The 13691-nt window shown below is 46.9% G+C and carries 10 protein-coding genes; 8 read left to right on the top strand and 2 right to left on the bottom strand.

Translation table 11 applies throughout. From position 1 onward, the window contains the following. Positions 1-32: 32 nt before the first annotated feature. Complete coding sequence (gene lgt / locus HW988_RS13800) at positions 33-1091, top strand: prolipoprotein diacylglyceryl transferase (protein WP_181604810.1); 1059 nt, start codon at positions 33-35, stop codon at positions 1089-1091. A gap of 175 nt (positions 1092-1266) precedes the next feature. Here lgt and HW988_RS13795 read toward each other — a convergent pair whose 3' ends face one another. Then, positions 1267-1818: a transposase gene (locus tag HW988_RS13795; protein ID WP_181604809.1), complete on the bottom strand. Its 552-nt coding sequence runs from the start codon at positions 1816-1818 to the stop codon at positions 1267-1269. Positions 1819-2367: 549 nt separating this feature from the next. On the opposite strand from HW988_RS13795, the gene HW988_RS13790 reads away from it, so the two are divergent. The 3 genes from HW988_RS13790 to HW988_RS13780 all read left to right on the top strand — a co-directional run bounded on the left by HW988_RS13790 (position 2368) and on the right by HW988_RS13780 (position 9308). Beyond that, positions 2368-5490 (top strand): hypothetical protein, encoded by a 3123-nt coding sequence (locus tag HW988_RS13790; protein ID WP_181604808.1) that lies wholly within the window; start codon positions 2368-2370, stop codon positions 5488-5490. 9 nt (positions 5491-5499) lie between these two features. Beyond that, positions 5500-8439, top strand: a complete 2940-nt coding sequence (locus HW988_RS13785) for a S8 family serine peptidase (protein WP_181604807.1) — start codon at positions 5500-5502, stop codon at positions 8437-8439. A 122-nt stretch (positions 8440-8561) separates the two neighbouring features. Further along, a complete protein-coding gene (locus HW988_RS13780; protein WP_181604806.1) occupies positions 8562-9308 on the top strand; it encodes a hypothetical protein in 747 nt (248 codons plus the stop codon). A gap of 73 nt (positions 9309-9381) precedes the next feature. Here HW988_RS13780 and hisS read toward each other — a convergent pair whose 3' ends face one another. Beyond that, positions 9382-10632 (bottom strand): histidine--tRNA ligase, encoded by a 1251-nt coding sequence (gene hisS / locus HW988_RS13775; RefSeq protein WP_181604805.1) that lies wholly within the window; start codon positions 10630-10632, stop codon positions 9382-9384. A gap of 99 nt (positions 10633-10731) precedes the next feature. On the opposite strand from hisS, the gene HW988_RS13770 reads away from it, so the two are divergent. From HW988_RS13770 to HW988_RS13755, 4 genes are read left to right on the top strand one after another with little or no spacing between them, the layout of a single operon-like run. Next, positions 10732-11178: a DUF3299 domain-containing protein gene (locus HW988_RS13770; RefSeq protein WP_181604804.1), complete on the top strand. Its 447-nt coding sequence runs from the start codon at positions 10732-10734 to the stop codon at positions 11176-11178. 33 nt (positions 11179-11211) lie between these two features. Further along, positions 11212-11691 carry a DUF2796 domain-containing protein gene (locus HW988_RS13765; RefSeq protein ID WP_181604803.1) on the top strand — a complete coding sequence of 160 codons (480 nt, stop codon included), beginning with the start codon at positions 11212-11214 and terminating at the stop codon, positions 11689-11691. Then, positions 11681-12376 (top strand): ABC transporter ATP-binding protein, encoded by a 696-nt coding sequence (locus HW988_RS13760; RefSeq protein ID WP_255490022.1) that lies wholly within the window; start codon positions 11681-11683, stop codon positions 12374-12376. The genes HW988_RS13765 and HW988_RS13760 overlap by 11 nt, the downstream gene beginning before the upstream one ends. After that, positions 12373-13638, top strand: coding sequence for an ABC transporter permease (locus tag HW988_RS13755; RefSeq protein ID WP_181604801.1), 1266 nt, complete (start codon positions 12373-12375; stop codon positions 13636-13638). Before HW988_RS13760 ends, HW988_RS13755 begins: the two co-directional genes overlap by 4 nt. Positions 13639-13691: the final 53 nt, after the last annotated feature.

The raw sequence follows: 13691 nt of genomic DNA, 5'->3' as shown, positions 1-13691 counted from the left end.
GACGTAAAAACTGTCTCAAAGAAGGATGAACAGTGGTTCACGATTTTGATCCCTTTGCTTTAAGAATTTCTGGTGACTTCGGTGTGCGTTGGTATGGCCTCTCTTACATGATGGGCTTCATCTGTGCTTACTTGTTAATCAAATGGTTGGCCCAACGCCAACGCGCAGGCCTGACTGCCCAAATGGTAGGCGATTTCATCACATATGCAGCGATCGGTACTTTGGTGGGCGGTCGTTTGGGTTACGTATTCTTTTATGGCCCTGATCTGATCTGGAAATTCAAATCCGCATTCCCTTTCTGGGGAGTGTTGGCGGTGAATGAGGGTGGCATGGCGAGTCATGGCGGTATGATCGGTATCGTGGTGGCCTGCTTGCTTTACGCAAGAAAGTACTCCGTGAATGCCACTTACCTTTTTGACTTGGTAGCGGTTGCGGGACCGGTGGGTGTTTTCTTTGGTCGTATTGCTAACTTCATCAATGGTGAGCTTGTGGGGCGTCCTTGTGATCCTTCATTCCCTTTGGCTGTGAAGTTTCCTCAAGACATCGAAATGTGGCCTTCCCAAGAATTCAACCGTTTGAATGATCTTGGTAATGTCGTCGATAAAATGGGAACGACACGTGAGCAGTGGTTGGAACTTGTGGGGAAATTCCACATGGATCAAGGCGCACGCGAACAAGTCTACGCGACTTTGCACAAAATCATTCTGACGATTCAAGATGGCAACACCGCTGTGAAAGCAGCGATTGAACCGTTGTTAACTCCACGCTATCCGTCGCAATTGTTTGCAGCGGTGGGTGAGGGGTTGTTCTTGTTCCTGGTTCTATTCTTGTTGTGGAGAAAACCACGTAAGCCAGGTTTCATCGCTTCAGCATTCATCGTGTTGTATGCTTGTGTGCGCATCGCTGATGAACACTTCCGCATGCCTGATGCCCAAATCGGCTTCCAATGGTTGGGCTTGACGCGTGGACAATGGTTGAGTGTAGCGATGTTGGCAGTGGGCTTCGCACTGATGTTCCTATGGAGCCGATCGGGTTCGCTGAAAATCAGCGGCTGGGGGCGTGGCCAATCGATTCGTCTGAATCGTAAGTAACCGCGAGGGAAGTGGTGAAAAAGGCCCGATTGCTTTCGACGTGCTTAGAGCACGCCTGCGCTGCGGGGATAGCCCTCCGCCTTGCACTCGAACCTTTTTGACCGCTTCTGTTTTGCGGCATTTTTTTTGGAGATTTTTAAATTTCGATAGCCCACATCTTTCGGTGTGGGTTTTTTTATTTCCATAACTCTATCAGCTGTTCCTGGCTGAGGCCGCGCAGTCTTGTTTTTGAATACGGTCTTCCTTGGGCCTCTCGCTCATTCAGTTGAATATAGTCTTTGACGATTTTATACGGCTTAAACCCCTTAATCACTCTCGAAAATGGACGATACTTCCAAACGCTCGGTCCTTCTCGCTTCTGGTTAGGGGTATCGGTCAACCTTTGCGCGAACTGGCCGGCAAGCACTCGTAAAAAGCTTTGCACGTTCGACCGTTTACTTCCTCTCACCAGCAAGTGGACGTGATCAGTCTGGACGGAAAACTGTTCGACTTTCACAAAGAATTTGGCGGAATATTTTTTCATCAGCCTATTTATTAGTGAAAAATTCCGTGAGTGACGTAGTCCGCCTTTTATTGCTGCCTTATTAACTTTAAAAACCAGATGCATAGGATCTCGATGTGAAAGAGGTCTCGCACCGCGACCGAGTGATGATTTGCGAAGAATCCCACCGTGGCAGTAGCGATGCTTCCAAGGAATTTTTAGGGAGGAAAAGGTTTGTTGTTTCATCTGAGCCTTTCGATTTCAGAGGGCATGACCGATACCCATCGAGAATGTTTGTGGACGTTGCAAAATGGGTTCTTGGGTGAGGTGGAACTCGTTGGAAAACAGATGCGTTGATGTCCGTATGTTGAATTATTTTATCCGCGTGTTCGTAGGGGTATCGGTCACTCTTTGGCAACCATGCTTCTGAAGGATACTTGACCGATACCCCGAGGTTTAATTTTGCGGTGATCATTCCGGCGGAAATTAGAGAGATAATTAAGGAGGGGTATCGGTCACCTTGTTGTCATCGAGCTGGATGCCTGCATGACCGATACCCCTTGCGCGCTGGGAGCTTTTAGGTGTGTGGTGTTGACTTTATCGAGCGACGAAAAAAAATTCTTGATGTTGACCGTGTCAGTGCGTGAACAAATTCAAAAATAAATTGAAGCGATTTTATGAGGGCGAGTTTTTTGGACTCGCCCTTTTTTGTGCGCTGCGAGTGAAATGTAAACCTGTGGTGCCATTTTGGCTTGGCACGATTTCGGCAATGGGTCCCTCCTGCGTGAGGGGACTATGGCAAAATATCTTTCTTTAATTTTTTTCTCGCTAACATTTTTCGTTCTTCGAGCGACAGCATCTCCGACTGATTTCCCGGGAATGATTGCGGTTGGCAGCGACAGTGCGCAGGCTGTTGATATTATCGGTCAACAGGGACAAATTGTTTTGCCCGAAGATTTGACGCGCATGTTGAAATCAAATGTCGATATTTCAAAAATGAATCCGGCCCCCTCTGATATTTGGCAAGACTCTGCGGTGAAGCCTTTAGATCTTAGCAATCACACATTGAATATTCCTGCGAATGCAGAAATGGAAATGGCCGGGAATACGCCGTCAGTTGTCGGTGAGTATCGTTTCATTGTGCACTTTCAAAATAACGGCGTCATCGAACAATATCAAGTGATGCTTGGTAAAAAGGCGCACAACCTTTTACTGCGCAAAGCTTTGCTAGAAAAATTGGGATATAAAGTTCAGCCCACGCAGTGGATGTCACATCTCCGTGTGCGCTTGAATGGTCACGCCAGTCTTTTAGGATTTCTTACTGATATTCAAAATAATACAGAGGGCGCCCCCAGCCGTTGGGTCGTGAATAACACCCAGGATCCCAATGTAGATTACGTGGATTTGCAAGACGTCGTGCTATTGCCGGCGACCCAAACTTTTTACAGTCTGGAAACAGGAGCGATTCCTCCGTCGGTGATTCAGGGCCGCCGCGTGATGAATGCTTTGTTGGTTCCGTATCAATTAGTAGATGTACCTGAAAGCTTGAACAGCTTTTCGTGGCTGGCCGGTCGTATTGTGAACCAAGCGGTCTATTTGAATTATGAATGGGCCTCTTGGTTTAATCCAAGCTTTCAAGATGCGCAGTGGATCGTACGCCGTCTTTCACGGCTGGGTTCCCATGACTGGAAAGAGATCGTTCAAGCGGCCAAACTTCCCAATGAAGTTTCCATGCTCCTTCATGAAAAATTAAAATCCCGTCGTAATGATCTGGTTAAACTATTTCAAATCTCGGCCGAACCACTGACAGTTATCAGTGCTGTTTCTTCTGCACCAAACTTGGTCGAAGGAAAACTAAAGGCTTCCAACTGGCCAGGATATGCGTCTCGTTTTTCGTTCGGTGATCCTGACAACCCACTTTCCACATCCGAAGTAACCGCGTTCTTAAAAGCCAAAGGAATCAGCTCTCTGATTGATTCAGCGATGTCATATATGAATTCCTTTTTCAATAACAACAACGCCGTTCAAGGCAAAGTGAACCAACGTACTTTGGGTAACATCGTTGATCAAATGATCAGCGAAGCCACGACAGGGCAAAAGAAAAACATCCCATTGGGTATGTATGCGATTCCATCCTGGTCAGGCCGCCTTTTGTTTTCTCGTGAAGTGGTGGTGGGCAGCTATATGGGCACGGATAACTTGGTGCAAATGGCTGACACCTTTGGATTCCAAGTCACCCCAGGATTCTTCATTGGGATTCAAGGTCTGAATGGTATCAGTGAAAGCGGTAACATCGGTTTGCAATTGCAACGTTCTTACACTCACATCAAACCATTAAAAAGTATCAAAGCTGTTAATAAAACTCCTTACCGCAACGTACTGGTTCCATTCCTTAAGAAAAAATGGGCAGCAGAACTGGATGAACCAACGGCAGCGGATGGTTCCAGCAACTTGCAAGCTATCGCTGAGTCATTAGATAAGGAAATGGGCGTGGGCGAGTCCTTGCTAATTACCGATAGCGTGACAGGACAAGCGGGCTTAAGCCTGACATACCCAACATCACCTACTGTGCAATTCCAAACGGCCTTCAATGCGTCGCAAATGTTCCTGCACCGTATTCAGATCTACAAAAAAGATAAATACACATTCCAGATCTACAATGACCCAGGTCGCGTGACCAAGGGTTCCGTGGCAGTGGGCTTAACGTCTTATGGTGTGCCACTGGTGACGTTAAGCGTGGGTGCAATGGCCGGACGTGTGAATACCAAGTTTTACACCCTGACGATTGGTTCATCAGACGCAGGCGAGATGGAGAGAAATCTTGCTCAGTACGAAACCAACGTGCGTATCTTGCGTCAGATCTTTATGAGCAATTCACTTGAGATGCTGAATGTGGATCAAGATCCGACTTTGATCTCTCATGATTTTTCTGAAAGAGACGTGAACTTCGGATTCTTGTTCTATCAAACTCGTAAAATGACTTTGAAAGACCGCTTTCAAGTAGAGCTTCCTTCCGGCAGCAAAACATCGGTGCTGTACCGCTCGACAGGTTTGCGCACAGGCAAAGACTATTACTCATTGGTGATGCAGACCCTAGCGGGATTCCTGCGTGATAAAACGGGCAGTGATAACGTGGTTCTGGACACCGGTGGCAGTGGAAATCCAGGCGACACCTTTATGGGGAGTGCGGTTTCACGACTGGTTAGTTTCCAAGGTACGCAGAAAGACAGCAATGACCCGAATGCCGGTTTGGCCAGCGGGCCTGAAGCAGAGTTTGCCCAGGTCGTTCATCAGCACAAAGGTTGGAATATCTCCAAAGAGAAAGCCCTTAAGATCCTAAAAGAAATGAATGAAGACTTTGGTGTAAAGTTAATTGATGCGCAGGCATTGAACGACACGCGCAAGATTCTTCTGTACTCGATCACTCTTAGCATCAATGTCTATAAAACAGGTTTGCAAAAATTGGCGACGATGCCGCGCGATCAAGTGGAAATGTTGATGAAAAACTCCATGTATGATCTGTGCAAAAATCCTTGGCCCAGTGGCGAGTGCGATCGTGCGCAAAAATCCTTGGATACGCATTTCCGCCGCTACTTAAGATCACAGAAAGAATATCTGGAAGTAAAAGCCACGAACGGTCCGTTGGCGGCAGAGCGTGCTTTGGCCATGGTGGATCTGGCAGAGACATATTTCCCAGGGAAAAAGTTGGTCGCAGTTGTGGGTGAAGAAAATATCTTTATCCAGGCTCGCATCCAGGGTTTCCGTGAAAACGATGAATTGGGCGATACACCATTGATGGGAAATACCATCGGTGTGGTGGGTGCTCGCGCCAGCAACGGTCCTTTGAACTTCATTCAACAAAATCTACAAATCTTAAATGGTGAGTTTTTTATCACCTGGTTGCTAAATCCACTTTAGGAGTGCGTCATGAATAAAACCATCCTTACTCTCGGCTTAATTCTGGCGACTTCTGCACAAGGTGCATTAACTGCGTCCACGCGGGCTCCCTTTAGTAATGACACTTTAACAAAGTACCAATGGGCGTTGCAGGCGAGTGATCACCGTGTCCTTCGCGATGATACCGATATTCGCTCGCAAGAGGTGTCTGCCATTCCAGGGCGCAGTTCTGATGTTCAGGCAAGCAGCGATGGTTTTGCTTCAGTGATGAAGAAAAACATTGTCGTGGCTGTTTTGGATAGCGGGGTGGAAGTGCAACACGGGGACCTTGCCGCCAGTCTTTATCACAACGACAAAGAATGTCTTAACGGAGGGATTCCTTATAAACCCGAAGCCGACAAAGATGCGAACGGATATAAAGGCGATTGCATCGGTTGGAACTTCATGGTGGCTGCCGGGGCTCCGAATGAAAACAATCCAGATGACGACTTGGGACACGGTACTCATGTGGCGGGAATCATTGCTGCTCAAATCAATAACAAAACGGGTGTGGCGGGGATTACGAACCGTGTGCGCATTTTACCTCTGAAAGTGACTGGTGCAGCGGATGCCAATGCCGCGAACTCTTCAATTTCCGCTAGCACAGCATTAACCTCTCGCGTGATCAAAGCCCTTAGATATGCCATTGAAAAGCATGTTGATGTGATCAATATCAGTATGGGGTGGCCAGCGGCGACAGATTCGGCGGAGCTTCGCCAAACTTTTGCGCAAGCTCAGCAGGCGGGGATTTTTATCGTTGCTGCTGCCGGAAATAACAATAACAACAGCTTTAACTTCCCGTGTTCTTACCCGGGTGTTCTGTGTGTCGCCGCGACGGGGATTGATAATACTTTAACGGGATTTTCAAACTACGGTGGCCAAGTTGATATCAGTGCTCCGGGTGAGGAAATTCTTAGTACTTATCCGAATGTCAAAGCCCCGATGAATTTTTCAGTGAAGGGCTATGAGCTTTTAAATGGAACCAGTCAGGCGGCGCCATTCGTAAGTGCTGCGGTGGCAGTTCTAAAGGGAGCCTATCCAGGAATCAGTGCCGATGAAATCAAGGCTCGCCTTTTTTCCGCAGCTCAAGATCTGGAAAAAGGTAAATTTACTCTGTTTGGAACATTGAAAATTCAGTCAGCACTAAATATGTCAGCGCGTCCTGTGATCGCGCCAGATTTCAAGGGTCTTTCGCGTGCCTTGTTCAATGCGGGCGAAGGCGTGGTGCAAATCGCGTTACCAATTAAGAACTATTGGCAGGCCGCCGACGCAGTTGGTGTGACAGTGCAATCGCTTTCTGCAAATTTTTCCCTTGAATCGGGTGCCTCCCAAACTTTGTCTTTGGCAAGTGGCGAACAGAAAAATTTGGCACTCGTGGCGCGCATTCAAGATCAAAGTGCCAGCTCCAGTGTCAAAATTCGTGTAATCGTGCAGACTTCTTTTGGCGCACGCTCCTTTGTTCATGAATTTGAATTATCCCGCAGTCTAAAAAATGACGCTGCGGTGACGCGTTTGCCGATTCGCCTGCTGCCGGGAACTTCTCCTGCCGTCATCAAAACGACAATGACCGTCAATGATGTGGCAGGGATCTCTGATTCACCAGACTATTATTTCTGGGAGGCGAAAGAAGGCCAGCTTCAACTTTCGATCCTGCAAAAGAACGGCTCCTCCTATCAACAAAGACACATTGAACTGCCAGTTGGGACAAAAAATATTTTAAGTTTCATGAAAGTTCCGCTTGCGAATGGCCTGCAAGGATACTGGATTGGCACCATGGGCTTAGCGGCTGATGGCAAAACCAAAACGATGACGTATCTTTTGGTTTCAGAAGACCTGGTATCTCAGCGCCGCGTGATCACGTTTACACCAGAGACGGTGGTGATGGATAAAGATGCTGTGACTAGCTTGCAGTTTGCATTACAAAGCTCGAGCGGTCTGGTGCCAGTCTTCACGACAATCGGTAAAATTCCAAAAGCTGACGTCAATCCCGACGGATTTCAATTTGAAAACAACTCGCCGATGCGCCGAGTGTTTTATTTGAAAGCTGTTCAGGAAAAGGGTGCTTGGACATATCAGACGCGCAATTTCGACAACTATCAATTCAATGAAGGTGTCAGAGCCGCGTTGGGACTAAATTTCCAACAGGATTTGCGCCTGATCACAATGTTACCTCAATCTGTGAACAGCCTTGATCGTATTCGCTTGCTTTATGCCTATGGAAGCCAAGATTTAAAACGCTTCGTGGTGGTTGAAACACGCGGGGAGTGGTTGGATCAACATAAGTTTGAATTGCGCCCGATGGATTACTCTTCATCGATGATGGCCAGCGGTGTTTCCGCTCCGGTGACAGATTTGACCGACAATGTCGCCGTCAAAAATTCCGCAGTTTCTTTCGGTGTGTTTTTGACACCTATTAAAGCGCAAAATTTATTTTTCGATTTGAACGCACGTGTGCAAGGTGAATTTATTTTGCAGTCATCGACCACAAAAGATCTGTTGATCAGTTTGGTGCAAAGCTTTCGCCGTGGTGCTGAATATTTCACCTTTGCACAAAGCAAAAGTAATTTGATCATGCAGGTTAACAATACGAACGGCTCTGTACGCCGTTATGAGAGCTCGATTCACCGAGCGACATGGCCTGGCATCAGCTCAACAGAATTACTATTCCCGGCAGTGGTGCAAAATGGATCGCGATTAAGCCCTGCGATTTATGTCGATGCGACGCAGATGTATTCCAATCATATTTATTTCTGGACAGAAAGTGACGAGGGAAAACTTGTCGCACCAGCAAAATTAAATCTGGATGTTCCCTCTGAATGTCGCGCACTGACGCCGCAAAAATTCACGGATTATAAAAATAAAAACTTTGCGGTGTTGATGTGCGGAGGCAACGCGAATGCAGAGTTACGCATCTTGCCTCTGACGTATTAGGAACAAAACGACACTGAAAAAGTTGGCAAAGGATTTGCTAAACAGATTGCTAACGGAATTTTAAAAAAAACACTGAACAACAAACGTAGAACTAAGTTCTACAGAAAAAAGGGGAACCACAAATGAATGCATCAAAAATTTTGAAATCGGCAATGAGTTTGGGATTGGTCACTGCAACAGCAGTTGCAATCAGCGCTTGCGGCGGCGGTGGTGGTGGCGGTTCTGTCAGCACGGGCAATGTTTATTACACGCACGATGAATTAGCGCGTGAGTTTGTAAAAAGAGCTTACACTGATGCCGGTGTGAATTTGACGTTAGTGAAAAGCACGACGAACTCTGCGGGTTACATCGTTGTTGATTATCACGGCAATACCCAAGCTGTGTACATCGATGATTGGAAAGTCGGCCAAGACATCAGCAACTACATCTACTCTCAAAAATGGTACGATGTTAACTACATCGGGAATGGTTACTATCAAGATGCTGCTGGTTACGTTTATGAAGAGACAGCGACTTCCAGCAAAGATTTGGCAAAAGTAACTGCAATGAAACAAGCGATGGACATCAATGAATCTGCTAAAGGCATCCAAGCGCAATTCGGTTTGAGCGCAGAACGTTCAACAACTTTGGCTCGCCTGGCGGTTCAATTGAAAAACAATCCAAAATCCAGCATGACGGATGCGGATTACGACGCTTACACAAAAGAGATCATCGGTAGCTCATACGGCCAATTGAAAGCCGCTATGGTTAAGCAATCTCAAGGTGACTACAGTGACGTAAATGCTTTGGTTGAAAAAGCGGCGCAAGCAAACGGCGTGGGCCCAGAACAAGTCAGCCAAATTTTGATGTCTTTGATTGCTGGTAACTAAGATAGCGATTTGGTACGGACACACTTTATCCATGCGGACATGTTGTCGCATGGATAAAGTGTGTCCGTACCTTTTAGATTTTAAAATCGAAAGTGGCAATTTCAGATCTTGGGATTGTACTTTGCTCTCCCGTCACAAAATTCTTAACTGTGACAGTTTTGCTGGAGACTTCGTTGCCACCCAAGATCAGCGCATAATGTGCACCTTTGTTATTGGCCTTCTGCATTTTTTTACCCATTTTACCGGACAAGAAATTTTCGGCTTTAATGCCGCGACTGCGGATCTCATGAGCAAGCTTGACGCTTTCGTCTTCGCCTTGATCGTCGGCTCCAATAACAGCTACCAGTACTTCTTTTTTAAGGGCTAATTCTTTCGGAGTCAGGTCGGCCAAGCGGTCAATCCCTGCGGCCCAGCCCACTCCTGGTGTGCGAGGTCCACCCATGGTTTCAACCAAGCCGTCATAACGTCCCCCGGCCAAAACCGTTCCTTGCGCTCCCAACTTATCTGTCGTGAATTCAAAAACAGTGTGGCAGTAGTAATCAAGGCCACGCACGATGAATGGATTCACTTTGTAAGGGATGCCCAGTTTTTCAATTCCTGAAATCACAGCGGCGAAAAATTTTTGTGAAGCTTCGTTTAAATACTGTTGGAACTTTGGCGCGTTCTCGCTCAACTTTTTGTCGCCTTCGTCTTTGGAGTCCAAAATACGCAGGGGATTTTTGGCCAAGCGAGTTTTACTGTCTGCAGACAATTGTTCCTGGTGTGCCGTAAAGTATTGCACCAAGGCTTCGCGGTAGGCAGCGCGACTTTCAGCGTCACCAAGTGTGTTCAATTCCAAAGTGCACTCACCAGAAATACCGATACTTTTAAGGAGGTCCCAGGCAAAGGCGATGCACTCGACATCTGCATGAGGAGTGTCATAACCTAGACACTCTGCGCCTAATTGGAAGAATTGGCGATAGCGACCTTTTTGTGGTCTCTCATAACGAAACATAGGGCCAGAATAATAGAATTTCAGGGGAAGATTTTGGCTCATGCCTTCTGAAATAAAAGCGCGAGCCACGCCCGCAGTGCCTTCGGGTCTTAAAGTGAGGCTTTCTCCACCGCGATCTGTAAAATCATAAGTCTCTTTGCTAACAACGTCGGAAGTTTCGCCTAAAGTGCGATGAAATACGTCAGAAAATTCAAAAATCGGCGTTTCTATTTCGCCATAACCGTAAAGATTTGCTTTTTTATAGGCTGATTCTTCGACAAAACGAAAGACTCTGCTTTCCTCGGGAAGAAGATCACGCGTGCCACGAACTCTTTGAATTTTTCCGCTCATAATTAGTACCTCTTGGTATCAGGTTTTTGGTTATAGCAGAGATGCTGGAGTCAAGCAAAGCTATTGCATTTAAGAGGGCAGAGGTCTTAAATTAGAGCTATGAAGAATTGGCTTATACCCGGTATTTTAATTCTGGCAGTCATCGCCACAGTCGCTACTTATCAGCGATTGAAAGAGGGCCCTGACCTCGGAGGAGCGACCGTCGATTGGCGCCTTTTGGGGGAGATGGATTATATTACGGGGAAAGGCACTCCAGAGCTGGATGCCTTAAACGAAAAGCCGGTCAGAATTCCTGGCTTCATGGTGCCTCTGGAAGACGAGCAGCGCCAGGTGGTGGAGTTTCTGTTGGTGCCAAGTTCTCAGGCGTGCATTCACGTACCCGCTCCGCCACCGAATCAAATGGTCTATGTTAAAATGAAAAAGGGTGTGCCAGCAATGCAAGGCCCAATCTGGGTGTATGGCACTTTTAAACTCGTAACCAAGAAATCAATGTACGGTGACGCATCCTTCGAAATTACCGGTGAGGCGGTAGAGCCTTATAAATAGGTTCCTGCCAAACTCACCACATAAGGGGGTTTTATGTTCAAGGTGCTTTTGTTTTCAGTGTTGGCCTTGGCCGCACGCGAGCAAGGGGCTCACGCCCACGGTCTGGCGACGGTCAATGTCGCTTTTGATGGAAAAAACGGCAAAATTGAGTTCCATGCTCCGGCATCAAGTATTTATGGTTTTGAATACGAAGCTAAGTCTGCCAAAGACAAGGCTAATAAAGAGGCAGGTCTTAAGAAATTTAATGATAAAGTGAATGACTTGTTTCAGTTTGCAGCGGAAAACAAGTGTGAAGTAAAAATGGATTACAACGAGGTTGTCCAAAAGGACAAACACGCGGATGTAAATGCCATTTTTAATGTGACTTGTGAAACAGCACCGACTGGTACAGCGGTGACTTTTGGGGTCCAAAAAGTGTTTGCTCATGTGAAAACTGTGAAAGTCACAGTGATCAATGGGGAAACACAAAAGTCCCAGGAAATTAAGAAGAGCGGAGAACAGGTTGAGCTCTAGTGAAGCGTTGATTGAAATTCGTAACCTTGAGTACACTTATCCTGGCTATAACAAGCCAACTTTAGTGGTACCCGAGTTCACGGTGCAAAAAGGCGAAGAACTCTTTTTGTATGGTCCCAGTGGGACTGGAAAAACAACTTTATTGGAATGTCTTTCGGGAGTTTTGGTTCCCACGAAAGGCAGTATCAAGGTTTTGGGTCGTGATCTTTCCACAATGAGCTCCGCCGAACGCGATGCCTTTCGCGCTGAACACATGGGTTATGTTTTTCAAAGCTTCAACTTGATTCCGTATCTGTCAGTCATTGAAAACATTGAATTGCCATTGCACCTAAGTCCTGTGCGTAAGTCCCGCCTTGGTAGCGTGGATACGGATATGGTGATCCGTGCATTGTGCGGTAACTTGGGCATCGGCGATTTGTTGGATAAAAAAGTGACTGAGTTAAGCGTAGGACAGCAGCAGCGTGTTGCCGTCGCGCGAGCTTTGTTGGGGAAACCTGACTTGTTGTTGGCTGATGAGCCAACATCGGCATTGGATGCCGATCATCGCGAGAAGTTTTTGAAGCTGCTTTTTGACTTGTCTGAGCTTTATGGAACGACAGTGGTCTTTGTTTCTCACGATCGAGGCATCGAGGGCCTCTTTACGCGTTCGCTGTCGCTTGAATCAATTAACAGGACAGCACGATGATCTTCTTGAACCTGGCAATTAAATCTCTTAAGAACCGCGCCTTGGCGACGACTTTGACTGTGATCTCCATCGCCCTCAGTGTGGGTTTACTTTTGTCCGTGGAGCGCGCGCAAAGAGCCGCGCAAGAGGGTTTTACTCAAACTATTTCTAAAACCGATTTGATTGTAGGCGCCCGCAGTGGTCCGTTGCAGTTGATTCTGTACACGGTTTTCAATATGGGGAATGCGACTCATAACGTTTCCTATGAATCCTATCAAGAGATTCAAAAGCTTCCGGCAGTTGAATGGACGATTCCATATTCGCTGGGGGATAGCCACCGTGGTTTCCGTGTGGTGGGGACGACGGCGGATTTCTTTAAGCATTATCATTATCGTGGTGATCAGCAGGTATCTTTGCATTCTGGCCACGAGCTTCAGGATCTTTGGGATGTGGTGATTGGGGCTGAGGTTGCGCATAAGCTTGGTTATAAACTAGGTGACAATGTGGTCATTGCTCACGGAGTGACTAAAGGCGAAGGCGTGGTTAAACATGACCGTCGTCCATTTAAAATCGCAGGTATTTTGAATAGTACAGGTACTCCGCTGGATCGTTCAGTTTATGTCAGCCTGGAGGGGATGGAAGCTCTTCATATGGACTGGCAAGACGGAGCCGTTCCGTCGGCAGCGAAAGAAACGCCGGCTGCCGAAATTAAAAAAGAAAATATCAAAGTTCACAGCATCACAGCTTTTTTCGTGGGCGCTAAATCCCGCGTTGAAACTTTAAAGTTGCAACGTGAAATCAATGAATTCAAAGCCGAACCGTTATTGGCAATCATTCCGGGTGCGACTTTAAGTGAATTGTGGCAGGGACTTTCCTATGTGGAAAATGTTCTGCGGATGATTTCTTGGATGGTTTTGGCCGTGGGCTTTATGGGGATGTTGATTGCTCTGACGACGACATTGAACGAACGCCGCCGCGAAATGGCGATCTTGCGTGCCGTGGGAGCGGGATCGCAACAAATTCTGGGTCTGTTGGTTTTTGAATCCGCTCTTTTGACAATTGTTGGAGTCGTATCGGGGACTGTTTTATCCTTCATCCTTGCTATCGCTTTGAAGCCGTGGCTAGAGAATGAATTTGGTTTGTATTTAGATGGAGCAGCCATCACAGGTTCTGAACTTATCTATATATTTGCAGCCATTGCCGCAGGTATTTTGATCGGCCTTATCCCGGCGCTACGTGCGCAAAAGCAGGCACTCAAAGACGGCCTCAGCGTCCGCTTGTAGTGCATCACCAGATCCGTTTTCTCTGCGTTGCTGCGTCGTCGCTGTACGGTGTA

Source organism: Bdellovibrio sp. KM01, from assembly GCF_013752535.1.
In the GTDB taxonomy this organism is placed as follows: domain Bacteria; phylum Bdellovibrionota; class Bdellovibrionia; order Bdellovibrionales; family Bdellovibrionaceae; genus Bdellovibrio.
Note: the sequence above shows the minus strand (reverse complement) of the source record. Positions and strands in the feature narration are given on the sequence as shown.